Here is a 22,550-nt window from a genome sequence, read left to right on the forward strand (position 1 = left end):
GTTCGTTATGATAGAAACAGAAGGAGTTGACGTGAACGATGCATACGATTTTATTAGTCGAAGATGATGTGAAGATCGCGACATTATTAAAGGAACTACTCGAACGTTATGATTTTAAGGTCGTCGTCGAGGATGGACGAGGGGATGTCATCGCGACCTATGAGGAAACGAATCCTGATGTCATTTTATTAGACGTTAATTTACCGAAGTTCGACGGTTTCTATTGGTGTCGGCAATTACGGATGAAGACACGGGCACCGATTCTCTTTATCTCGGCACGTGTCGGCGAGATGGATCAAGTCATGGCGCTCGAATATGGTGCGGATGACTATATCGTCAAACCGTTCCAAGGAGCGGTCGTCATCGCGAAGATTAAAAGTCAGATTCGCCGGGCGTATGGCACGTTGTCGAACGAGGCGGATGAGCGGACGGTGACGAAAGAGGGTGTCACACTGTACTTAGACCGTTATATCGTCGAGTACGGGGAACAGTCGATCGAGCTGTCGAAAAAAGAAGGGCTGATCCTTGAGATGCTGCTGACGGCAAGTCCACGAATCGTCAGTCGTGGCGATTTACTCGAACGGATTTGGGATGACGAGGCGTTCGTCGATGAGAATACGTTGAACGTCAATATCACGCGTGTCCGCAAACGGCTTGCCGAGATCGGTGTCGCTGGACTTGAGACGGTGCGAGGCGTCGGTTATAAACTGGTTCTTGAACCATGAAGCTCTTTTTACGGCACGCGATACCAGGCATCATCTTCTTTACCGGACAAATGCTGATTTTATATGCCGTCTTATGGCTCTATGATCTTTATCGCCCAGCAGCATTCTTTTACATCGTCCTCTTGAACAGCATCGGTCTCTTGATTTATCTCAGCTATCGTTTCTTCAGCATGCTTCCATTGCTACGACGGATGCAACAGCCAGTTCAATCGGTCGCAGAACCGATTCGCAGTGATAGTGAAGAACCGATTTCCGTTGCCGTCGAACAATTTTTAGAGCGGCAACAGACATTGTTTCGGAACAGTTTATTCGCTGAGCGACGAAAGGAAAAGGAACGCCATCGGTATGTCGACCAATGGATTCACCAGATGAAGACACCGTTATCCGTCATTGAGCTGATTCTCGAACATCCAGGAGAACAGTATCAAGCTGATTTACGGCAAGAGGTCGATCGGTTGCGTAGTGGACTCGACCAGATGCTCTATTCGTCGCGTTTAGAAGCAATTGAGACGGATTTGAAGGCAGAACGATTGACACTGAAGCCGCTCGTCACGAGCATCATCAATCAAGAAAAACGATTATTCGTTAAAAATCAGGTCTTTCCGAAACTCGATATCGCTGAAGACGTGTATGTTTACACGGATGCGAAGTGGTTTCGTTTCCTCGTCTTACAGCTCGTGACGAACGCCATCAAGTATACGACAGGACATGGTCGAGAAGTCGTTCTGACGGCAGAGGTGACAAAGGGGCAAGTCGTCCTTTCGGTTCAAGACGACGGTGTCGGAATCCCAAGACGAGACGTACCACGTGTCTTTAATGCGTTCTTCACTGGTGAAAACGGACGACGTTACGGGGAATCGACCGGAATGGGATTGTATTTCGTCCAGCGAGTCTGCTTGAAGCTCGGGCATGAGATTGAACTCGAGAGTGAGGAAGGTGTCGGCACGACATGCCGGATTCGATTAGTAGGAGGTCGCGCACATGATTGAGGTCAAGCAATTAGGGAAGGTCTATCCCGGAAAAGTGACGGAGCAACCGTTGACGGATGTGAATTTCCGAGTCGAAGAGGGCGAAATGGTTGCGGTCATGGGACCGTCCGGTAGTGGCAAATCGACGCTGATCAACTTGCTTGCGACACTCGACGAACCAAGTTGGGGATCGATTCTGATTGACGGCGTCGATACGGCGACGTTCAAACGAAAAGAGATGACACGTTTCCGGCGCGAGACGCTCGGCATCATCTTTCAGGAATTCAATTTACTCGATTCCTTGACGCTCGGCGAGAACATGCTCGTCCCCTTAATGCTATCAAGGAAAAAAGCAAAGCTCGCGCGAGATGAGATGGAAGAGTTGGCGCGTCGTCTACAAATTGATGATCTACTTGATAAACAGGTCGATGAGGTCAGTGGTGGACAGCGGCAACGGACAGCGATCGGTCGCGCCCTGATCCATACACCACGTCTGATGCTTGCGGATGAACCGACGGGAGCACTCGATTTCCAAGCAACGAAACACGTCATGGATGTCCTAGCCGAGTTGAACGCGACGGGGATGACGATGGTCATCGTGACACACGATCCACAAGTCGCGTCGTATTGTAATCATGTCTTGTTCCTAAAAGACGGTAGTATTCAAACGGAGTTGTTCCGCGATGAACCGCGCCGTATCTTTTTCCAACGGGTCATCGAATCACTATCGCTGCTAGGAGGGGATGAGCATCAATTATCTGCAATACGCCCTACGTAACATCCGGCGTTATCAGCGGTTGTATTATGGCTATGCCTTGACGATCATCATCGCGATGACGATCGTGACGAGTTATTGGAACTTGTTGACGAATGGATCGTTCCAAAACGTCGCTAAAATCCTCAGTCAATTGAATCAAGTCATCGAGATGACGATTTTCTTCGTCTTCATCGCGGAGCTAATCATCCTATTCTTCAGTGTCCTGTTCATCTATTCGACGACCTATACGATGCTTGAGCACCGTAAGAATGATTTGCGGACGATGCGGACGCTTGGCAGTGGATTGTCACACTTCTTAAAGTATTTCTTAATTGAAGTCTTGATCGTTGGTGGTCTAGCCATCACTGCGGGGATGATTCTAGGTAATGTCTTGACGAAGATGCTGTTGCTGTCCGTTGTCAAGGTCATGTTCTTACCAGCAATCGAATTCGAATTATCCTTTTATGCGATTCTTGCTTTGATCGGTGGCGCTTTCCTTGTTTTGCTGACGGCAACGGTCCTTGCGATCTACCGCTTTCGTCCCGATCGACCGACTCGTTCCCGTTCGCTATTTCGAAAACGAGTCTGGATTCTGACGCAAATCGGAGCGTTACTCCTGTTGATCTATGGTTATGCCTTAGCATTTGTTCGGACGGAAGGATTTTATATATTTTTCCCACTTGTCATCTTCATCGGATCGTTTTTTATTTGTCGATATGTCTTACCATGGTTGACCAAGTTATATCGACCATGTCGCTTGTCGCTGCGGAAGCTGATCGTCTCGGAAATCGCCAATCAATTGCGAACGAATAGTACGCTTATTGCCCTCGGAACGATTCTGACATCGTGTGCGCTAACGGCAGTCGGACTGGTCTTCTTGTTTCAATTGATTGGACTCGACTTATCATCCCAAAATCAATTCGGTCTCGTCTATTACGAAGAATCCGCTCAACCGACGAAACGATTGAAGGATATCAAGCAGACGATGACGGAGGCATTCCCGGATCGCTATCAGCAGGATATCCAAGTGAAGGCAGAAGGAACGCGCGTCCTCCTACCGATCTCGTCGTACAACAAGATGATGCGGCAACTGCATCTTAAGGAGCGGACAGCGACGGGACGCCAAAGTTTCTTTGTACCTGCACGTCCGGTACAACTCGAAGAGAACACACCGACGATGAAAAAAGCGAAACAGGCGATGGAGAAAGCCGACTTTGAATTACTTCCCGCTGCTTCTCACGATTTAGTATTTGGTTACAATTATCAAATCGAGACGATCTTCGTCGTCAGTGATGCCGTCTTTCAAACACTCAAGCAACCCGTCCGCCAAATCGTCGTCTTCGATACGCCAGCCTATCATGATTATGGAACGAAGGACTGGAAACAGTGGATGAAAATCGTCCGCAACATCCAGTCGGCAGCAAAGCTAGATGATAAGCAACCGGTTCCCTATCAGTTAATCAACGAGACGGAAGATGAGATCGACGGGATCCGAATCGTACGACTCGTCACGTTCGTCGTCATCCTCCTGACGATCTGGTTGTTCGTCATCAATGCAAGTTTCCTGCATGTGTGGATGCAGATGACAGCGGAACAAGAACAAAAACGAATGAAGACATTGTTTGCGTTAGGGTTCGGTTCCGGGAATATCCGCTGCTACTTGTTAATGAAGTATGGCGCTGTTTTGCTGATACCATATCTGATTTCTGTCTTTCATGCCTTTTTATTGTTCCAAGTCGTCGTCACACAAGCCGGACTACAGACGGGATCATTTCTTAACTTAGCTGTATTTTGGATCAGTATCGTCACGGTCGGGTACTTCTTAAGTGTCCTACCGATTTGGTTACGTTACCCACGGCATCTGTTTCGGAATTCATCCGAAAGTTCGATGTATCCGACACCGGATTCAAGGGTATGATGATACCATAGGAATAAGGGAGGGAATCGTATGCTAGACCATTCACCATATCGGGGTTACGGTGACCGGATTCGTATTTTACGGGAGCGTGCCGGGATTACGATCGAACAGTTGGCTGAACGACTCGGCGTCGCACCGTACTTCATCCGCCGGACGGAGCTCAGCGAAGTCTATCCAACCAAACCCTACATCGAAGCATTGGCGGACGTCTTGAACATCGACGCTAGTTATTTGGCACGGCATATCTGGACGGGGGAGTCGTTGAAATTCATCATGCAACAGAACACACCGTTCGAAGAGATGAAGCTTGCTTATGAACAGACGCTCGGACAAGACGGAACGTGGGTCGAGGAACAGCTCGAAGAGCGAATGCGCCTGTTTGATTTAATGTATGATGAGGACGTCAAACGGATCGAGCAGACGATGAGTGCGACCGAGCAACGGATCTTCCATGAGCTCGTCGAAGCCGTGATGGAAGCAGGGGAATTGCAACGCGATCAAGCGGAAGAGACGTATGAGTTGTTCGAGGATAAATTACCATCGATGATGCAACTCGATGAATATCTCGATCGCATGACGGACGGTGTTTCTTTATCCAGTTCGACCTATTATGCGGATTACAGCGACCGGAAAAGTCGTTCCCGCTACCATCGTAAATAAAAAAAGTCGCTATCTTCTGATTGACGTTCAGAAGACAGCGACTTTTTATTAACGTTGTGGCATCGGGCGTGGACGACGCGTCTTTTGACGGATCCGACCGATGATGAAACCAATGATCGCATTTGCAATGACAAGTACCCAACCGACATAGCCGAAATTGAGAGTTAAGCTACCGAGCATCGCTTGCCATTTGAAAATCATCATCACATCACCACGCAAGACGAATCGCGCGATACAGACGAGTAAGACAGTCAGTCCAGCGATGAAGACACCGACCCAGCTTCCGTATAAACGAGAAGAGTGGCGGCGCACCGCAACGAAGGACCAGCAAAAGAGGCTAGAGATGAACGCCATGCCTCCATAGGCAAGGACGAGTTCCCATGTCGCACTCGCTTGCGGGAATTTCGTGAACATGACAAGTGACGAGACCATGGCAGCAGCTGTGAAAAGGATCGCTGCCCAAAAACGAGACCGCATAACGTAGTTCCTCCTAAAGGCTTTTTCTCACCTAACGATAGCGGAAACGATTCGTCTTGTAAACTGTTACCGGCGACCGCTTAAGATCCGGCGCAACTGTTTGAGTGGATTCGATCCATAGAACAGAACACCACCCCGATAGAATTTTGTTCCGACGAATAAGGCAAGCGAGATGCTGATCAGCATCAAGATGAGCGAAATTGACACTTGCCATAGCGATACATCGGTCAACATGACGCGCAGGAACATGACCATCGGTGTGAAGAACGGCACGAATGACAGGACGACGACAGCTTGGTTCGTCGGTGCATTCAGACTAAACATCGAAATCATGAAGGCAGCAACGATCAACAAGATGACCGGTAACGTCACTTGCTGCGCATCCTCGACCCGACTGACGAGCGAACCAAGTGCTGCAAGTAACGTGGCATATAGGAAGTATCCAAGCAAGAAGAAGACGAACAGATAAATGATTGTTCGGGCACTTAAGGAGTCGAGTGATAACTGATTGAATAAACTACTGCTTTGAGCACTGTAGTAGCCGACACCGACGAGAATCGACAATTGTACGAGACTGACGGTAGCGATTGAAAGAATCTTCGCGAGCATGTGCTGGATCGGACTCGCCGCAGAGATCAGCAACTCCATGACCCGTGATGATTTTTCATTCGCGATTTCCGTGACGATCATTCCACCGTAGATCGCGATCGTGAAGTACATCAAAAACAACAATACATAGACGAGCGCGGAGGCAGCAAAGAGTTCGTCTTCACTTTTTCCACCTGTCGACGTCAACTCTTGTTTGACGGGAACGGGTTTAGCGAGTGACGCAAGAACGTTCGGGTCAATCTTCGCATCCGTGATGACCGCTTGATCACGGACTTGTTTGACGACCGTCGCGACTTGTGTCTGTAACTCGGATTCAGGACTAGCACTAACGAGCGTCACGTCATAAGAATCTTGGACAATCGCTACGACGTCAAACGTGCCTCGATCGACCGCTTTACGTGCTTCTGCGACCGTATACTCCTTCGGTGTGATGTCTGAGGTGACACCAGCCTTTTTCAAGGCAGGGCGAAGGTCTGTCGATAATTCACTGACGAGGGCGACTTTCGGATCGTCACCCGAGAACCAGTCGAGAATCCGTTCGATATTGCCGAAGCCGACGAGAAACAGGACCATCAGAACAGTTGAGATTAAAAAGCTTTTGGCACGTAATTTCTGTAATAGATTGAAGCGATATAAAGTCAGGAATTTACGGTTCATAACGTTTTCCGACCTCCTCGATGAAGATATCCTGCAAGGATAATTGATCCCAGACGAAACGATCAACATGATGTCCTTCACTGACGATATGTTGGAGAAGTTGGTCAGCGGTTTCTTTTGAAGAAACTTGGACGACATGCCCATTATTGTCCGACTCAACTTGAAGGACACCCGGTAAGCTATCCCATAGGAGTGGTGGGGCATCCGTCGTCAAGAGGACACGGGTCTTCCCATAGCTCGCCTTAATATCAGGAAGATAACCAGCGACGACGGGCTTACCATGATCGAGAATCGCAACATGCTCGCAGAGTTCTTCGACATGATCCATTCGGTGACTCGAGAAGACGATCGTCGTTCCATCGACGGTCAATTTTTTAACGGCACGTTTTAATTGTTCCGCATTGACTGGATCGAGTCCGCTAAATGGTTCATCTAAAATCAGCAGTTCAGGTTTATGTAGGACGGCGGAGATCAACTGGATTTTTTGTTGGTTTCCTTTTGAGAGTTGTTCGACACGCATTTTTTCATATTGAGGAATTTGGAAATACTCGAGCCATTCGGTCAGTGCTCGTTTTGCATCCTTCCGTTTCATATCGCGGAGTTCAGCAAGAAATAAGAGTTGTTCGTCGACTCGGACTTTCGGATACAATCCGCGTTCTTCCGGAAGATATCCAATCTTTGAAGTCGGAATACGCTCTCCATTCCATGTGATCGAACCTTCGGTCGGTTGGAGTAGACCGAGTAGCATCCGGAACGTCGTTGTCTTGCCGGCACCGTTCGCACCAAGCAAACCAAAGATTTGTCCGCGTGGCACTTCGATCGTCAACGCATCAACGGCAGTGAAATCGCCGAAACGCTTCGTGATGTGTTTGATTTCTAACATAAGAACCTCCTCATAAAGATGTCTGTTGCACGACAAGTGTACCATTGTTACATAGTGTCCTACGGTCAAAATTGGGTAAAGGTTCCAGGGGAAATGGAAACAAGTCTAATTAGTTTACTTTTTGTTCATTAGTTACTATTATTGTGTTAACAGTAACGATTGAAGGAGGAACCTGTTTTATGAAAACGCAAGGTATCCATCACATCTCAGCAATGGTCGGCGATCCTCAAGAAAATCTTGATTTTTACGGGACGATTCTCGGACTACGGTTCGTCAAAAAAACGGTCAACTTCGATGATCCAGGGACGTACCATTTTTACTTTGGAAACGAGTCTGGTGCACCCGGAACGATCATCACGTTCTTCCCATTTGAAGGCATGGCGAGAGGACAGGTCGGTGCCGGACAGGTCGGAACGACAGCTTATGCGATTCCGGTCGGTGCATCGGATTTCTGGAAAGCACGGCTGACGCAAAAGAACGTCTCGTTTGAAGAAACAGTTCGTTTCGGAGAGCAACAGATCGCGTTCGAAGATCCACATGGTCTTCAAATCGAGCTCGTCGAACGCAAGGCGGGACGAGGCAGTCGCTATGAAATCGACGGTGTCACGCGTGACGTCGCCATCAAAGGATTTGCGGGAGCGACATTACTGTCGCGAGATCCATCAGACACAGCCAAATTACTGACCGATACATTAGGGCTCACCCTCAGTAAACGGACGGAGACCGTTGACCGGTACATTGCGGAAGGGGAGTTTGGAAATGTCATTGATGTCGTACATGGTCAGATGCCGGTTGGTCGTCCGGGTACGGGAACCGTTCACCACATCGCCTGGCGCGCAACCGATCAAGAGGAACAACTCGACTGGATGAAGGCGATCAACGCATTCGGTTTGCAGACGACTGAAGTAAAAGATCGCAATTATTTCACGTCGATCTATTTCCATGATCGAGGTCGAATATTGCATGAAATCGCAACTGACAATCCAGGGTTCGCGATCGATGAGGACTTCGAGATGCTTGGAGAAGACTTGAAGTTACCGGAACAATTTGAAGCGCATCGCACCGCGATCACGAATCACGTAACACCTATTACAGTACCGAAGGGGAGACTCATATGATTCATTTATATCAAGCACCAAAAACAATGGATGCACCGATCTTTTTACTCTTACACGGCACAGGCGGAACGGAACAAGACCTCGTCGGACTCGTCTCGCTGCTTGATCCGGAAGCCGGTTACTTGTCTGTCCGTGGAGAAGTCTCGGAAAACGGGATGCCACGTTTCTTCAAACGGCTCGCAGAAGGCGTCTTCGATGAAGAAGATCTCGCTTTACGGACAGCACGATTGATTCAATTTTTACAGGAACAAGCAGCGGAACATGACTTCGCACTCGATCGCCTGATTCCGGTCGGTTATTCGAACGGGGCCAACATCGCAGCGAACATGTTGTTTGAAGAAGCGCTATTTAAACAAGCCATCTTACTGCATCCGATGGTACCACGTCGCGGTGTGACGTTACCGGACTTATCAAACGTTCGTGTGTTCATCGGAGCCGGTAGTAATGATCCAATCTGTCCCGCTCAGGAAACAGAAGAGTTGTCAGCACTCTTGAAGGAGGCTGGTGCATCAGTCGATGTCACATGGTCGAACTACGGACACCAACTTGTCATGCCGACGATTGAAGCAGCAACCGATTGGTTAAAACACTAAAAAAGGACTGTCCCATCTGCTTCTCTTCTAGAAGGTAATGGGGCAGTCCTCTTTTCGTTTCAAGCGGGATGACCACTTTTTGGACGGGAGTAGACGATGAGCACGCCACGCTCGACAAGCTGAAGGGCAAGGATCTGTTTCACTTCTTCCGATGCTTTCGTCTGAGCGAGCTGCCGGTAAAGTAGGCGAAGTTCACGACGCATCGTCTTACGGATCAGCCACATGCTATCGATCGTCGTGCACCAACTGGTGACGGTCTCATGTCCGATATAATACTGGGTCTGACGTTCAAGATAATGAATCCACCACTCGTCACGCGCCATTTTTAGTACGATACCTGTGAGCCCAAGTACAAGGATCGCGAGGGGAATGCTTTCATATAAAGGAAGACGACCAAGAACGGTACCAACATTCGTGACGAGGGCAAGCATCACCCATCCTATGCATCCGATGACAAGCCAATATCCAAAGTTGAGAGTACTTCGATGTCGTAACGTCACTTTCGGCGTAAGCAATGAAGTGGCCATCAGAAACACCTCCTTATTAAATAATCGAATTTTCTGACAATTTATAGTTGTCCTTTTACTATAGTTACTTTTTCCCGAATCGTCTAGTCATTAGACATGGAAAATGTGTTTCTTTCTTGACGAAATTCGTGTACGCTAAATGTAGAAGTGAGCGGTTACATAAAGGGGGATATGAAGAAATGATGGATCAGGTTATCTGGATCGCTGTCGGAATCGTTGCTGTTGCTGTTTTCTCAGCATCAAGCGTTGCAGCTTATATGGGTGTTAAAAACCAAGAAGACTAAGAATCGAAAAACGGCTCATCCTGATTGTCGGGATGAGCCGTTTTTTTTAATGCGTCATTGCTTATTTGTTTGCTGTTATGTTTGTTTGCAACGCATAAGGTTTTAAGGCATCACTCCAGCGCAGGTAACCCCCACCGACGAGGTGTAATCCATCATACGTCAAGCGATTCTGAAGATACCCTTGTTTGTTCGTCAAGACAGGTCTCAAGTCGACGAATGGGATTTTAAGCGATTGAGCGAGATTTTGTAAATTTCGGTTCAACGCTTCGACATCACGATTGATTCGGACAGAGTCCGAATATTTTGGAGCCACAGGAACGGTTGACTGGAGGACGACGTCGATGTTATTTTTTCGAAGTGTCGTCACGATCGTCGTCATGTTCTCGGTAATTTGTGGAATCGGCGTATAGTGACGGATGTCATTGATGCCACCCATCAAGAAGACGCGTTTTGGTTTCATCTCGAGAATCAAGTCGAGGCGAGTCAAAAAGCCTTCTGTCGTATCGCCAGGAATCCCGAAATTAATGATTGTCGGATCCTCCATCAAGATGCGCCAATCGGCAAAATTCGTCATCGAGTCACCTAACATGACAGCGTTCGCTGATTTTGGGTATTGATAAGTATGGAATAAACTATTCAAACGGACATAGTTCGGGTTCTTATCGTATTGGAATGTCGTGACTGGAGTCGTACTCTTTGCAGGTAAGACGCTTCCGAAAGTTTCGAGCGGTTTACGTCCCAGTAACAATGCAAGGAGAACGACGTTCAAGACGATGGATAGAATCAGGAGTGTCTTTTTCATAAACATTCGTTCCTTTCGAGGGAGTATAAGGGGTAGTGTAACATGAATCGGAATCCTTGGTTTGATAATATCAAAGGTTTTCTTGTCATTTTCGTCGTCATCGGTCACATGCTGACGGATTTACGGTTTGATTATGATGGAAAGTTGCTCGAGACGGTCTATCTGTTGATTTACTCGTTTCATATGCCATTATTCATTATCTTAAGCGGTTATTTCTTCCGCGAAAATAAATACTTACGTGTCATCCAATTATTTGCCGTCTACTGTGTCTGGCAAATTTTAATTGGTTCTTGGGCGACACTTGGAGAAGGACTACCACTGTTGTCCGGGGAAAATATCGGAACACATCTACTACGTCCGTATTGGGCACTTTGGTATCTGTTCGTTATGGTCGTCTGGTATATCGTAACGCCGTATGTCGTCCGCTTGCGAGGATATGTCTGGTTTGGTCTCGCGTTCGCTTTGTTATATGGGTTCGAGCTTGAGAACACGGGCTTCTTAGCACTTCGCAAGTTGATCATGTTCTATCCGTATTTCTTACTCGGGAACTATCTATCGGAGCACGAGTTCATCCGGATTTTCGAGATGCCGAAGAATTTCAAGCGGCGGATGAACGTCCGTTTGATTGGTGGTATCACGTTCGCAGCCGTCATGGGCTTCCTGTTATTCGAAGCATGGCGTGATACGCCGAAAGAGATCGTCGACTTTGCAAATGCGTTCAAGCATCGATTCCCATATGTCGAACAATATGATAGTGACGCGTTGGTTGGTGTACTCAAGCATAGCGTCATCTACCTCTTATCGATTGCGGCTTCGCTCGGTTTCATGATGTTAATTCCAATGCGTCGTTTGCCGCTCATCACGCGAGCAGGGGAACTCAGTCTCTATGTCTACTTGCTTCACGTCTTCTTCGTCATGGCGTGGCGCCAATACGTAACGGATGCGTTCGTTCCGCAAGCATGGCTTGCCTTACTGATCATGATTGGCGTCGCCTTACTAATCGTTGGCATCATCATACACCCGCTCGTCGTCCGTGTCCTCCGTCCTTTGATTGAGATCGACATTCGTCCGATCGTCGAGAAGCGGGAAGACCTTTCAAAATAAAGCGGAATGCATTACACTTTAGATAGATGGATTACTAGACGAAGGGCGTGGAAGGTATGTCATATAATTTAAATAATGCGGATGGTGTCGTGAACGTCTCGCAACAAGTCATCGAGGTCATCGCAGGTGTAGCCGTTCAAGAAACAGAAGGTATTGCCTTTACAGCAGATGATTCGAAATTACAGGAAAAACAGATGGTCAAACTTGTAAAAGTCGAAGATGTCGGCGGCGACATCACGGTCAGTTTATCTGTGCATATCAAATACGGCATGTCGATCATCAAGACAGCTGGAAAAGTCCAAGAACGAATCGCGCAAGACATGGAAAATATGCTCGCGTTCCAACCAAAAGCAATCAACGTCCGTGTCATCGGACTCTTAAAAGGATAAGGAAAACGTCTCGGCATCTTGTGTGCCGAGACGTTTTTTTATGAAGAAGGTGGGAGATAGCGGAGTCCGAGAGCATCGACGTGCGGGGCGGTGCAGGAAAAACGGAGACGGATCGCTTGTTGACTATAAGCGGGTAAGGATAGTCCGGGATGGGTGACATCTGCGATTGGCGTTTCGTCATCCATTAGTTCAAGCGTTAGCGCCTCGAGTGTCAGCGTCTGATCGCTCGCATTACGGACGAGAACGATTGCTGTCACAGTGTCTAGTTCGCGCATGATTGAAACTGGTAAGAGGGACCAACCGTCTGCGGGTGGTGTCGGATGCGAATAAGCGACTTGGCGGATCATCCGTTGCTCGAGTTCCGTGGAGTCGTCTTCGATGAAGAGCTCCGTCAGAGTCTCGCTTGAGAAGACGAGTTGTAGCGGCTCCGTCAACTGTTCGAGGTCGACGAAACATTCGTCTTCTTCAAACGTCAACCAGAGCGGTAACGTCGCCATCGGAAGGATGACCGGGACCTCCTCGATACTGAGAACTTTACGAGCAACAAGTTCATCACCGGATAAAGCAAGGACGACGAGGTCATTCAGGTGGAACGACCGAGACAACGTGTTTTGGAACAAGGCGATGACATGAAGCGGACAGTGTGATAAGACTTGAAACAGATGGATCGCCATCTGATTGGCTTCTAGATCAGGCAGTTGTTTCGCGACGTGACGAAAGACGTATTCATCTTCCTTGACGATCGGCATGTCCTCCGTGAAATAGAGCGGGGGACGGAACACTTCATTCGACGTGTGCATGGTGCAGTTCTCCTTCGCTATCGTGTGTCTGTTCGGCGCGGCAGATGCCTGAAAGGACCTGTTTCTCGAAACTTGCAATGGCATATTCAAAATAATCCATGCCTTCCCGTTCGAAGATGCGGACCGGTTGTTCTTGTCCGTAACTGCGGAGATGAATCCCTTCTTTTAAAGTGTTCATCGCTGTCAGGTGGCGCGTCCATTGCTCGTCCAGTGCAAGGAGGATGAAACGTTTGACGGTCTCTTTTTCAGCTGTGACATGGGCAACGAGTAGGGCTTCGGTTTCAACAATCAGCGGCTCGAGTTGTCGTTTCATCTCGTCGATCGTCTCCAGTCGTTCTAACGTGACTGGTTGATGTAACAGTTGCTCGAGTTCTGTCATGACGAGAGCCAGTGGCCATTCTTCTGGAACGAGATCGTCAGAGAGGGTTTGGTCGAGGATCGACGGCAAGACACGTCCTGCAAATGGCTGAACGATATCCTCGAGTGACGTCGCATCAACGATTCTATTCCGGAGATGATAGATCGCTTGCCGTTGTTCACTGATGACTTCTTCGAGCTGAACGAGTTCATCCCGAACACTTCGGTTGACAGATTCACATGTCGACTGAGCGAACTGCAATAGATCCCGGACGTCACGCGAAGTGAGCGGACCGGCAGTGTTTCGTACTTTTTGTTGCACACGCTCGAGGCGATCGCGCGCGAAACGGCGTGGCAGTTCATCTTCGAGCGAAAGATAAAACTGCGTCAATCCAGGATCACCCTGGCGACCTGCCCGACCACGCAACTGGTTGTCGATCCGAATCGATTCATGGCGTTCGGTACCGATGACGAACAAGCCGCCTTGTTGTCGTGCCGTTTCATCGAGTAAAATATCCGTTCCGCGACCTGCCATATTGGTCGCGATCGTGATTCGACCAGCTTGTCCGGCAGCCGCAATGATCCGGACTTCCTGATCGACGGTTTTAGCGTTCAGGATCTCGTAGGTGAGTCTATGCGCATCAAGTGTCTTCGCGACGCGCAAAGACTGTTCAATCGATGAAGTCCCGATTAAAACCGGTCGTTCCGTGACGTGTGCCGATTTTGTTGCCAGCGCGATGGCTTCTAGCTTTTCGTCGCGTGTTGCAAAGACGACGTCCTCTGCATCGATCCGAATTTTCGGGCGGTTCGATGGAATCGTCACGACGTCCATGCCGTACGTCTTTTGAAATTCTTCCCGTGACGTCGCCGCCGTACCGGTCATTCCAGCTACCTGATGATAGAGACGGAAATAATGTTGGATCGTGATTTGGGCGGTCGTCCGGTTCTCTTCCGTGACCGGAACCCCTTCTTTTGCTTCAAGGGCTTGGTGTAAACCATCAGATAGACTGCGTCCTTCCATCAGACGACCTGTGAAGAGGTCGACGAGCGCGATTTTTTGATCCTTGATGATATAATCGACATCTCGTTTGAGAACGACATGGGCACGTAAGGCTTGAATGACGTAATGGAAGAGGACGGAATGCTCGGCGACAAACAGATGATCAATCGCAAACGCATCTTCGATCGTCTCAATACCGTGATCGGTCAAGGCGACGGCTTTGATTTCTTCATCAAACGTATAATCCCGCTCGTCTTCAAACGTCTGGACGACATGACGGACGAGTTGTTGTAATCCTTCGTGGACACTGTCTCGTTCCGCCATGATGAGTGGCGTTTTCGCTTCATCGATTAAAATGCTATCGACTTCGTCGATTAAGGCGAAGTGCAGGGGACGTTGCAGACGTTCCGTTGGCTCCATGATTAGATGATCCCGCAGGTAATCGAATCCGAATTCAGTCCCGACACCGTATGTAATATCCGCTGCGTAAGCAATCCGTTTTTCTTCAAAGGTGGCTTCAGCGGAGTTGATTCCGACTAGCAGTCCTAAAAAACGATGGATTTGACCGATTTGTTCAGCATCGCGCCGTGCTAGATATTCATTGACGGTAATGACGTGAACACCTTTTCCATATAACGCTTGGGTGAAGCTCGCGAGTGAAGCAACGAGTGTCTTTCCTTCACCAGTCGCCATCTCAGCGATTTGTCCTTCAAGCAGTGCGAGTCCGCCCATGAGCTGCACGTCGTAATGCCGTAAGCCAAGCGTTCGTTTACTCGCTTCTCGAACAAGCGCAAATGCCATTGGTGAGATCGCATCAATCCGTTCTCCGTTTCGTAGCCGTTCCCGTAACGAAATCGTCAACTCCCGTAACGCTTCATCAGATGTTTGCTCCATTTCTCGTTCTAAGCTATTGATCGTCGTTACGATTTTTTCATAACGATGAATTCTTCGACTTTGATCATTCAACAACTGTTTAACACGTTGAAACATCTTCGTCACTCCCTCATATGCTATGAAGTCATTATAGCAGTTAAAAATTGTAAAACGAATAGTAAAAAACGAAATAAGTAAAACATTCCCTTAAAAATGAAAGCGTTATCAAAATGGACATGTTTTGCGTCTGAAAATAGAAAATCAGAAATATTTGATAACGCTTGCAAAGATTCGGAAGAACCAGTAAAATTATTCATAAGGCAAGTGCAATCGTTTGCGCAAAGTCATTCGATTTCTTGCCTTTCATGGACGATGGAAGAAAGGATGGATGTCGGATGGCACCAACGATCGAAGCGGTCATTTTTGATTTAGACGGCGTAATTACCGATACGGCAGAGTATCACTACTTAGCGTGGAAACAATTAGGAGAGGACTTGGATATCCCGTTCGACCGGGAATTCAATGAGACATTAAAAGGTGTCAGCCGGATGGATTCACTCGAGCGGATCCTTGCGCTCGGGGGAAAACAGAACGCTTTTTCAGCGGAGGAGAAGCTAGCACTCGCCGCGAAGAAAAACGAACACTATGTCACATTGATCCAGCATATCTCTGAACAGGATCTTCTTCCTGGAATCACTGCATTCCTCGATGAAATCCGAAACGCTGGGCTGAAAATCGGAATGGCGTCCGCCTCTAAAAATGCGCTGATGGTCGTTGAGGCATTAAAGGTTCGACACTATTTCGATGACATCGTAGACGCTGCGACTGTTGCACAATCGAAACCACACCCTGAAGTGTTTCTCCGTGCTGCAGAAGCACTCGACGTCGAACCGAGTCATTGCATCGGTGTAGAAGATGCGACAGCTGGCATCACTGCCATTCACGCTGCCGGCATGTATGCCGTCGGAGTAGGACCGGAGTCGGCACTCCATGAGGCAGACTATCGTGTCGATTCGACAGATTTGCTTTCCCTTGAGCAAATCCTCGCTAGTCGCTCCCTTGTCTGAACCATTCCCTGATGGTGAAGGACATTCCTTGAAAGTTATGTGTATACAAAAAGGATCGCTTCCCTGAGCGATCCTTTTTGGTATGCGGTTGATTTAAAGTGAAGCGAGGATACCGTCCGCGATCGCCTGAGCATAGCGGGACTGGTACGTCGGATTCGTCAGTTTCGCACGATCCGCGCTGTTCGAGAGGAAACCGAGCTCCGCTAGAATCGACGGTGCTTGTGTGCCGCGAATGACAGCATAGTTCGCATAGTGAACGCTTCGGTTACGCATGCCAGCATACGAGACGAGACGTTGCTGAACGTTCTGAGCGAGGTTGATCGAAGAAGCACCCTTATAGTAGAAGGTCTCTGCTCCATATGCCTGTGCACTCGTTGAAGCATTGATATGAACACTGACGAAAGCAGTCGTCGCATGACTGTTCGCAAGGGCGCTCCGTTCTCCAAGTGACGGGTAGTAATCGTTTGTATAACGTGACATCGTCACATCGACTTTTCCGGCAAGACGTTCAGCGACTTGTTTCGTGACTGCAAGGACGATGTCACGTTCCGTAACGCCGTAACGAACCGCGCCTGCGTCATGTCCACCATGACCCGGGTCAAGGACAAGCAATGGACGGTTTGATGGTGCCGGTTGGAACAGTGTCAGATACGTCGCATCGACATAACCGCTTTGACCACTCGCTGTCCGGACGGCGACGAAGCCTTTCGTTTGATGCCGCGGATTCGTGACGACGACAGGGGTCCCCCGACCGAGACGGGCGATTTGACCACTGAGCGTTGAAGTATTCGCACGAAGAGCGACACTGTTACCGGACGAGATCAAGACATACATCTTCGAACCACTGTAGTCAACGTTTCCAGTCGTCGAGGCAGGGACGGAAGTCCCTTTCTTCAAGTATGTCCCCATGACATAACCTGTTTTCCCTTGGTACTGCACCGTATGCCAGTTCGATTTAACGGCGAGGGAGCTGACTGCTGTTCCAATCGGAATCGTTGTAAGTACTTTCCCGGACGTCGAAGGGGACGAACGGAAGTTCAAGCGATCGGTCGTCGTATAGACCGTGGTTTTAGCTGGTGCAGCTACTTTCTTCAAATAAGAACCCGAAACATAACCAGTCTTGTTCGCATAGGTCACTTTATACCAATTTCCGCTTTTAAAACTCGATTGTACGCCTGTCCCTTTAGGAATCGTCAACAAGCGATTAGAAGACGTCGTTGCCGCACTACGTAAGGACAACGCATCGGTCGTCTTATAGGACGTCTTCGTAAAGGACGTACCATTCTCAATCTTTTTCAGGTAAGATCCCGTCACATAACCCGTCTTTCCTTTATATGACAACTTATACCAAGAGCCTTTACGGTAGTTTGACGTGACGTTCGTCGTCTTCGGGATCGTCAGTAGTTTCTTCGAAGAGGTCGAATTCGAACTACGTAAATTCAAAGCATCCGTCGTCTGATACGAAGTTTTCGTAAAGGTTGTGCCGGTCGCAGCCGATACAGTAGAAGTAGAAGCGAAGCAACCGGATACCAACGAAAGTACTAAAGCGGTCTGAAATGTTTTAGGTAATTTGCCCATTAAATTTCCAGTCTCCTTTTCGTTAAAATAAGAAAGATATATCTTGTATTAATAGAACTTAAGTATTATTAAAATAGTTAAATCTCGAAATTATATGTTCCGTTTTCATTCCTTTCTGTTAATATGAAGTGTAGCCAATTTATCGGTAAGGATATGAAAATATTACAGGATAATTAAATAATTAAAGAAATTATATATTATCGAGGCAAATTATAGTTTAATATATTTCAAAATACATACAATTGAAACACAAATGAAACATTAATGTATAAAATAGGAAAGAGGGGCAAGGAATGGGGAACAGTGAACACATCTACCGCGAACTAATGGAAATCGAAGAGGAATACCGTCGTCTGCAACGTCGCGCCGAGTATTTGATCTCGGAATTAAGCCGTGGAACGGGAGAACATTCGCAAGAAATCGCCGTCACGCATGAGCGTCCGTTAAAGCAACGTCGCGTCAATCAACGGTATCCACTAGAAGTCTACGTGCACCAAATCAGTGATTTAATGCGCGAGCGTGAATCGATGACAGCTCGTGATATCCAAATGGAACTCGAGTTACGTTATCGCCATCAAATCAGCAATATCTATCAATTGATGGCGAAAGTCGAACAGGCAAACCCTGCCATTAAGAAAGTTGGACGCGGTATCTATACATATGATCCAGCTGCTGAAGTACCGATCTTCATGTAAGAGCCGCTCGTCGGCTCTTTTTTTTTATGATATAATTCGCGCAGGAGCGTGATGTTACTATGTTATGGACTGCGTCCATCGTCTGTTTTATCGCCGCCTTACTGATCACACCCGTCGTGAAACGCTTTGCGATTGCAGTCGGTGCCGTTGACAGTCCAGACGCGCGAAAAGTACATGTCCGAATCATGCCGCGACTTGGCGGACTTGCGATCTATATCGCGTTCATGATCGGTTATTTTATCTTACAACCTTCGAGTCCGTATGCGACGCATATTCTAGTCGGCGGATTCGTTATTATTTTGACAGGTGCCTTTGATGATCGATTCCAGCTCAATGCCCGTTTAAAGCTGATGGGGCAAATCGTTGCCGCCGTCATTGTCCTCAACGGTGGGATTCGGATCGAGTTCATCAATCTACCGTTCGACCAACAATTATATCTCGGGTGGTGGAGTGTTCCGTTGACGTTCCTTTGGGTCATCGGGATCACGAACGCCGTCAACTTGATTGATGGATTAGATGGTTTAGCAGCTGGTGTCTCAAGTATCGTCTTGTTGACATTGATTAGTCTTGCCGTCATCCAAGGAAACGTCTACGTGACGATCGTCGCGATTCTCTTATTGATGAGTACGTTCGGCTTCTTGTTCCATAACTTTTACCCAGCGAAGATTTTCATGGGCGATACGGGTGCTTTGTTCCTCGGGTATATGCTCGGTGTGTTGTCGTTACTTGGATTCAAGAACGTGACGCTGTTCTCGCTTGCCGTCCCGGTCATTTTGCTTGGTATCCCGATTTCCGATACGTTATTTGCGATCGTCCGTCGGGTGTTGCAAGGAAAACCGCCATTCGCACCGGACAAAGCTCATTTGCATCACCGGTTACTTGATCTTGGCTTTACAATGCGCCAAGCGGTCCTTGTCATCTATGGACTCTGTGCAATTTTTGGGATGACGGCAGTTCTCTTTTCTCAGACGAACTCACTTGGGGCACTTGTCTCCCTCGTCATGTTACTGCTTGTCCTCGATATTTTAGTCGAGTCGCTCGGTTTGCTCGGTGAACGCTATCGTCCATTATTGAATTTGTTGGAACGTTTTACATCGAGATAGCGTATGATAAAGGGGCTGACTCAAAAGTCAGTGTCTACAAAGATAAGGGTGGCAGAATGATGATCTGCCACCCTTATCTTTTAACAAAAAGAATGACGCGTTTCGCGCCACTCCTACAGGAACAAGCGCATTTATGCGCTGTCAGAGACGAACAAGACCCGCTTTCCTGCTTCAACGGAGCAGGAAAACTGGCTTGTGTCTCGCCTGAGGAAAGGGCGTGAAAAGACGCGTCATTCTTTTTTTGAGTCAGCCCCTTTTTTTAGGAAGGAAGTGTTAGGTTGGAACAACAGTTGAATCAACGCATCGTTTATTTAGATGTGTTACGGGGTTTTGCATTATGCGGAATCCTATTCGTCAATATGCCAAGTTTTCTTGGGGATCGATCACATGCGATGATGGGGGAAGCGGACCAATGGATTCGTCTGTTTTTTGATCTCTTCATCCAGACGAAATTCTATACGCTGTTTAGTGTCTTGTTCGGAGCAGGATTCTATTTGTTCATCCAGCGTTTGCGACAAAAAGGATTATCGAAGATGATTTTTGCGCGTCGTCTGGGGATTCTTTTTCTCATTGGACTAGTGCATTTATGCTTGTGGCAGGGCGATATTTTACATACGTATGCGTTGACTGGTTTCATCTTGTTATTATTTACGAAAGCAAAGCCGATTACGAAAATGTTAGTTGCAGTCGTCGGTCAAGTGTATACTTTCCTGATTTACATATCGATTTACCAATATGCTAACGAATTCGGAGATGAATCGAGTATCGAAGAGAATGATTTCTTGCAATCGTTGGTCGCTTCCCGGGATATTGTCGGCTTCATTCACGATGAGATAACCGTTCAACTACCGCAATCCTTTCTGAACACCGGTATCATATGGCCGCAAATTCTGTCGCTGTTCTTAATCGGGGCATTGTTGATGGAACGTTTCAGCACACGACCGCCGACGAATCGTTTTCTCTGGTGGACGTTCGGAATCAGCCTGTTGCTGACGGTGCCATCATTCGTAGGAATCATTCATTCACATATGGACGTACCAGACGGTTCATCTAATCTCTTTTATGTCTGGTTATCAGGTCGGACGCTTGCTATCACCTATGCTTGTGCTGTCGCATTACTCGTCCGTGCTGGACGAATGCGGTGGTTTGCTGGACTGGGACGGATGGCATTGACGAACTATTTAATGCACACACTCGTCTTTACATGTTTCATCTTCCTGAGCGGTCAGTTTGAAACGACGCCTTTATGGCAAGGTCTGTTACTTGTATTCCTGCTTTTGATTACGCAAGGTATTGCATCAAACAGATATCTAAAGCATCATGCACAAGGTCCCATGGAGAAATTGTGGCGAAAAGGAACATACGGGAAGAAAAATTATTGAAGTTCACGAGAACTTAACAATTTTTATGTAAAATGAAAGATGGAGGTGAAACATGCATCGTTTAATCGAAATCTTTCTAGTGTCGTTTAAGCTCGGATGGACGTCGTTCGGTGGTCCGGTCGCCCATCTCGGGTATTTTTATGAAGAATATGTCAAACGGAAAAAATGGATCGACGAGAAAGCCTATGCTGACTTAGTCGCGCTCTGTCAATTCTTACCCGGTCCAGCCTCGAGTCAGGTTGGAATGGGCATCGGACTGATCCGTGGTGGGGTAGCAGGAGCAATTATTTCCTTCATCGGCTTCACGTTGCCGTCGAGTATCGCCTTGATTCTGTTCGCGCTTCTTGCGACACGGTTCGACGTTGCAGAAGCTGGATTCATTCATGGTTTGAAGCTCGTAGCAGTTGCGATTGTCGCTGACGCCGTTCTGGGTATGGGAATGAAGCTTGCGACAGGTGCCAAACGCCTGACCTTGATGTTACTGGCGCTCGCAGCCGTGCTCTTGATCGCCCATCCATTGGCGCAAGTCGGAGTCTTGTTACTGGCTGGTCTTATTGCCTTCTTCTGGTTCAAAGAAGGAACGAAGACAGGTGGTTCGTTGTCAATTCGCGTACCACGAATGCTTAGCGTCACCGCACTCGCCTTGTTTTTCGTCTTACTCACCGTCACACCGCTTCTCGCTCAAGCGACAACTGGAACCATCCAGCTGACGAGTATCATGTACAGTGCCGGAGCTCTCGTCTTTGGTGGCGGGCACGTCGTCTTGCCGTTTCTTGAGCAATCGCTCGTACCTGGACTCATGAATACGGATACGTTCCTTGCCGGATATGCAGCGGCACAAGCAGTACCGGGACCTCTCTTCACATTCGCGACGTATCTCGGTACGATCGTCTCTGGTATTTCTGGAGGCATCCTTGCGACGCTTGCGATTTTCTTTCCCGGTTTCTTACTCGTCATCGGTGTTTTGCCGTACTGGGATCGCATCCGAAAAAATCAGTCGGTTGGTCGGATGTTGATCGGGGTCAACGCTGCCGTCGTCGGTATCTTACTCGCGGCATTGTACGATCCGATTTTTACATCGAGTATTAAAAGTGGACTCGACTTCTTGATGGCTTTCGGATTATTTTGTCTGTTACGTTTTTACAAGCAGTCACCGCTTCGCATCGTTCTGATCGGTGCAGTGCTTGGGTTTCTTTTCTTCTAAATAACAAAGCATAATAACAA

General features: G+C 47.8%; 22 protein-coding genes. 14 read left to right on the plus strand and 8 right to left on the minus strand.

All coding sequences use genetic code 11. The features are described from left to right. Positions 1-38: 38 nt before the first annotated feature. The 5 genes from HZS85_RS01445 to HZS85_RS01465 are packed head-to-tail and all read left to right on the plus strand — an operon-like array spanning position 39 to position 5,028. Positions 39-725: a response regulator transcription factor gene (locus tag HZS85_RS01445; RefSeq protein WP_035410198.1), complete on the plus strand. Its 687-nt coding sequence runs from the start codon at positions 39-41 to the stop codon at positions 723-725. Then, positions 722-1,714 carry a sensor histidine kinase gene (locus tag HZS85_RS01450; RefSeq protein ID WP_214852406.1) on the plus strand — a complete coding sequence of 331 codons (993 nt, stop codon included), beginning with the start codon at positions 722-724 and terminating at the stop codon, positions 1,712-1,714. Before HZS85_RS01445 ends, HZS85_RS01450 begins: the two co-directional genes overlap by 4 nt. After that, entirely contained in the window at positions 1,707-2,471 is a 765-nt protein-coding gene (locus HZS85_RS01455; RefSeq protein ID WP_050678755.1) for an ABC transporter ATP-binding protein, read from the plus strand. The genes HZS85_RS01450 and HZS85_RS01455 overlap by 8 nt, the downstream gene beginning before the upstream one ends. Beyond that, complete coding sequence (locus HZS85_RS01460; protein ID WP_214852408.1) at positions 2,437-4,368, plus strand: ABC transporter permease; 1,932 nt, start codon at positions 2,437-2,439, stop codon at positions 4,366-4,368. The genes HZS85_RS01455 and HZS85_RS01460 overlap by 35 nt, the downstream gene beginning before the upstream one ends. Positions 4,369-4,398: 30 nt before the next feature. Continuing rightward, positions 4,399-5,028: a helix-turn-helix domain-containing protein gene (locus HZS85_RS01465; protein ID WP_050678754.1), complete on the plus strand. Its 630-nt coding sequence runs from the start codon at positions 4,399-4,401 to the stop codon at positions 5,026-5,028. A gap of 48 nt (positions 5,029-5,076) precedes the next feature. Here the strand turns inward: HZS85_RS01465 and HZS85_RS01470 are convergent, their stop codons facing one another. From HZS85_RS01470 to HZS85_RS01480, 3 genes are all read right to left on the minus strand, one after another. Beyond that, positions 5,077-5,505, minus strand: coding sequence for a hypothetical protein (locus HZS85_RS01470; protein ID WP_149427807.1), 429 nt, complete (start codon positions 5,503-5,505; stop codon positions 5,077-5,079). Positions 5,506-5,571: 66 nt separating this feature from the next. Beyond that, on the minus strand, positions 5,572-6,771 hold the full coding sequence (locus tag HZS85_RS01475; RefSeq protein WP_214852410.1) for an ABC transporter permease: 1,200 nt from the start codon (positions 6,769-6,771) through the stop codon (positions 5,572-5,574). Then, positions 6,761-7,654: an ABC transporter ATP-binding protein gene (locus HZS85_RS01480; RefSeq protein ID WP_035410178.1), complete on the minus strand. Its 894-nt coding sequence runs from the start codon at positions 7,652-7,654 to the stop codon at positions 6,761-6,763. The genes HZS85_RS01475 and HZS85_RS01480 overlap by 11 nt, the downstream gene beginning before the upstream one ends. Before the next feature lie 179 nt (positions 7,655-7,833). On the opposite strand from HZS85_RS01480, the gene HZS85_RS01485 reads away from it, so the two are divergent. Continuing rightward, the gene (locus tag HZS85_RS01485) at positions 7,834-8,772 is read left to right on the plus strand and encodes a VOC family protein (RefSeq protein ID WP_214852412.1); all 939 of its coding nucleotides are present in this window, start codon (positions 7,834-7,836) and stop codon (positions 8,770-8,772) included. Beyond that, positions 8,769-9,365, plus strand: coding sequence for an alpha/beta hydrolase (locus HZS85_RS01490; RefSeq protein ID WP_214852413.1), 597 nt, complete (start codon positions 8,769-8,771; stop codon positions 9,363-9,365). Before HZS85_RS01485 ends, HZS85_RS01490 begins: the two co-directional genes overlap by 4 nt. Positions 9,366-9,424: 59 nt before the next feature. Here the strand turns inward: HZS85_RS01490 and HZS85_RS01495 are convergent, their stop codons facing one another. Further along, positions 9,425-9,892 carry a hypothetical protein gene (locus tag HZS85_RS01495; protein ID WP_214852415.1) on the minus strand — a complete coding sequence of 156 codons (468 nt, stop codon included), beginning with the start codon at positions 9,890-9,892 and terminating at the stop codon, positions 9,425-9,427. Between the two features lie 345 nt (positions 9,893-10,237). Further along, positions 10,238-10,978: an SGNH/GDSL hydrolase family protein gene (locus HZS85_RS01500; RefSeq protein ID WP_214852417.1), complete on the minus strand. Its 741-nt coding sequence runs from the start codon at positions 10,976-10,978 to the stop codon at positions 10,238-10,240. Between the two features lie 42 nt (positions 10,979-11,020). On the opposite strand from HZS85_RS01500, the gene HZS85_RS01505 reads away from it, so the two are divergent. Next, on the plus strand, positions 11,021-12,082 hold the full coding sequence (locus tag HZS85_RS01505; protein ID WP_214852419.1) for an acyltransferase family protein: 1,062 nt from the start codon (positions 11,021-11,023) through the stop codon (positions 12,080-12,082). A 56-nt stretch (positions 12,083-12,138) separates the two neighbouring features. Continuing rightward, positions 12,139-12,471 (plus strand): Asp23/Gls24 family envelope stress response protein, encoded by a 333-nt coding sequence (locus tag HZS85_RS01510; RefSeq protein WP_029342549.1) that lies wholly within the window; start codon positions 12,139-12,141, stop codon positions 12,469-12,471. 38 nt (positions 12,472-12,509) lie between these two features. On the opposite strand, the gene HZS85_RS01515 is transcribed toward HZS85_RS01510, so the two are convergent. Together HZS85_RS01515 and secA2 are read right to left on the minus strand one after the other, a co-directional pair. Beyond that, a complete protein-coding gene (locus HZS85_RS01515) occupies positions 12,510-13,271 on the minus strand; it encodes an SLAP domain-containing protein (RefSeq protein WP_214852421.1) in 762 nt (253 codons plus the stop codon). Continuing rightward, a complete protein-coding gene (gene secA2 / locus HZS85_RS01520) occupies positions 13,255-15,618 on the minus strand; it encodes an accessory Sec system translocase SecA2 (protein ID WP_214852428.1) in 2,364 nt (787 codons plus the stop codon). The genes HZS85_RS01515 and secA2 overlap by 17 nt, the downstream gene beginning before the upstream one ends. Positions 15,619-15,896: 278 nt before the next feature. Here secA2 and pgmB point away from each other — a divergent pair, with 278 nt between their 5' ends. Beyond that, positions 15,897-16,568: a beta-phosphoglucomutase gene (pgmB, locus tag HZS85_RS01525; RefSeq protein WP_214852430.1), complete on the plus strand. Its 672-nt coding sequence runs from the start codon at positions 15,897-15,899 to the stop codon at positions 16,566-16,568. Between the two features lie 93 nt (positions 16,569-16,661). On the opposite strand, the gene HZS85_RS01530 is transcribed toward pgmB, so the two are convergent. Beyond that, on the minus strand, positions 16,662-18,146 hold the full coding sequence (locus HZS85_RS01530; protein ID WP_214852432.1) for an N-acetylmuramoyl-L-alanine amidase family protein: 1,485 nt from the start codon (positions 18,144-18,146) through the stop codon (positions 16,662-16,664). Between the two features lie 293 nt (positions 18,147-18,439). Between HZS85_RS01530 and HZS85_RS01535 the strand changes: the two genes are divergently transcribed. From HZS85_RS01535 to chrA, 4 genes are all read left to right on the plus strand, one after another. Beyond that, complete coding sequence (locus tag HZS85_RS01535; RefSeq protein WP_035410150.1) at positions 18,440-18,841, plus strand: Rok-like winged helix domain-containing protein; 402 nt, start codon at positions 18,440-18,442, stop codon at positions 18,839-18,841. Positions 18,842-18,900: 59 nt separating this feature from the next. Further along, on the plus strand, positions 18,901-19,944 hold the full coding sequence (locus tag HZS85_RS01540) for a glycosyltransferase family 4 protein (RefSeq protein WP_035410148.1): 1,044 nt from the start codon (positions 18,901-18,903) through the stop codon (positions 19,942-19,944). A gap of 278 nt (positions 19,945-20,222) precedes the next feature. Then, positions 20,223-21,326 (plus strand): DUF418 domain-containing protein, encoded by a 1,104-nt coding sequence (locus tag HZS85_RS01545; RefSeq protein ID WP_251137786.1) that lies wholly within the window; start codon positions 20,223-20,225, stop codon positions 21,324-21,326. A 52-nt stretch (positions 21,327-21,378) separates the two neighbouring features. Continuing rightward, positions 21,379-22,530 carry a chromate efflux transporter gene (chrA, locus tag HZS85_RS01550; protein WP_214852434.1) on the plus strand — a complete coding sequence of 384 codons (1,152 nt, stop codon included), beginning with the start codon at positions 21,379-21,381 and terminating at the stop codon, positions 22,528-22,530. Positions 22,531-22,550 lie beyond the last annotated feature (20 nt).

It is taken from the genome of Exiguobacterium sp. s130, from assembly GCF_018619055.1.
GTDB lineage: Bacteria > Bacillota > Bacilli > Exiguobacteriales > Exiguobacteriaceae > Exiguobacterium_A.

Excerpts from the sequence above, each read along its gene's own strand:
- HZS85_RS01445 (WP_035410198.1), top strand. The coding sequence starts at position 39 with ATGCATACGATTTTATTAGTCGAAGATGATGTGAAGATCGCGACATTA.
- HZS85_RS01450 (WP_214852406.1), top strand. The coding sequence starts at position 722 with ATGAAGCTCTTTTTACGGCACGCGATACCAGGCATCATCTTCTTTACC.
- HZS85_RS01455 (WP_050678755.1), top strand. The coding sequence starts at position 1,707 with ATGATTGAGGTCAAGCAATTAGGGAAGGTCTATCCCGGAAAAGTGACG.
- HZS85_RS01460 (WP_214852408.1), top strand. The coding sequence starts at position 2,437 with ATGAGCATCAATTATCTGCAATACGCCCTACGTAACATCCGGCGTTAT.
- HZS85_RS01465 (WP_050678754.1), top strand. The coding sequence starts at position 4,399 with ATGCTAGACCATTCACCATATCGGGGTTACGGTGACCGGATTCGTATT.
- HZS85_RS01470 (WP_149427807.1), bottom strand. The coding sequence starts at position 5,505 with ATGCGGTCTCGTTTTTGGGCAGCGATCCTTTTCACAGCTGCTGCCATG.
- HZS85_RS01475 (WP_214852410.1), bottom strand. The coding sequence starts at position 6,771 with ATGAACCGTAAATTCCTGACTTTATATCGCTTCAATCTATTACAGAAA.
- HZS85_RS01480 (WP_035410178.1), bottom strand. The coding sequence starts at position 7,654 with ATGTTAGAAATCAAACACATCACGAAGCGTTTCGGCGATTTCACTGCC.
- HZS85_RS01485 (WP_214852412.1), top strand. The coding sequence starts at position 7,834 with ATGAAAACGCAAGGTATCCATCACATCTCAGCAATGGTCGGCGATCCT.
- HZS85_RS01490 (WP_214852413.1), top strand. The coding sequence starts at position 8,769 with ATGATTCATTTATATCAAGCACCAAAAACAATGGATGCACCGATCTTT.
- HZS85_RS01495 (WP_214852415.1), bottom strand. The coding sequence starts at position 9,892 with ATGGCCACTTCATTGCTTACGCCGAAAGTGACGTTACGACATCGAAGT.
- HZS85_RS01500 (WP_214852417.1), bottom strand. The coding sequence starts at position 10,978 with ATGAAAAAGACACTCCTGATTCTATCCATCGTCTTGAACGTCGTTCTC.
- HZS85_RS01505 (WP_214852419.1), top strand. The coding sequence starts at position 11,021 with ATGAATCGGAATCCTTGGTTTGATAATATCAAAGGTTTTCTTGTCATT.
- HZS85_RS01510 (WP_029342549.1), top strand. The coding sequence starts at position 12,139 with ATGTCATATAATTTAAATAATGCGGATGGTGTCGTGAACGTCTCGCAA.
- HZS85_RS01515 (WP_214852421.1), bottom strand. The coding sequence starts at position 13,271 with ATGCACACGTCGAATGAAGTGTTCCGTCCCCCGCTCTATTTCACGGAG.
- secA2 (WP_214852428.1), bottom strand. The coding sequence starts at position 15,618 with ATGTTTCAACGTGTTAAACAGTTGTTGAATGATCAAAGTCGAAGAATT.
- pgmB (WP_214852430.1), top strand. The coding sequence starts at position 15,897 with ATGGCACCAACGATCGAAGCGGTCATTTTTGATTTAGACGGCGTAATT.
- HZS85_RS01530 (WP_214852432.1), bottom strand. The coding sequence starts at position 18,146 with ATGGGCAAATTACCTAAAACATTTCAGACCGCTTTAGTACTTTCGTTG.
- HZS85_RS01535 (WP_035410150.1), top strand. The coding sequence starts at position 18,440 with ATGGGGAACAGTGAACACATCTACCGCGAACTAATGGAAATCGAAGAG.
- HZS85_RS01540 (WP_035410148.1), top strand. The coding sequence starts at position 18,901 with ATGTTATGGACTGCGTCCATCGTCTGTTTTATCGCCGCCTTACTGATC.
- chrA (WP_214852434.1), top strand. The coding sequence starts at position 21,379 with ATGCATCGTTTAATCGAAATCTTTCTAGTGTCGTTTAAGCTCGGATGG.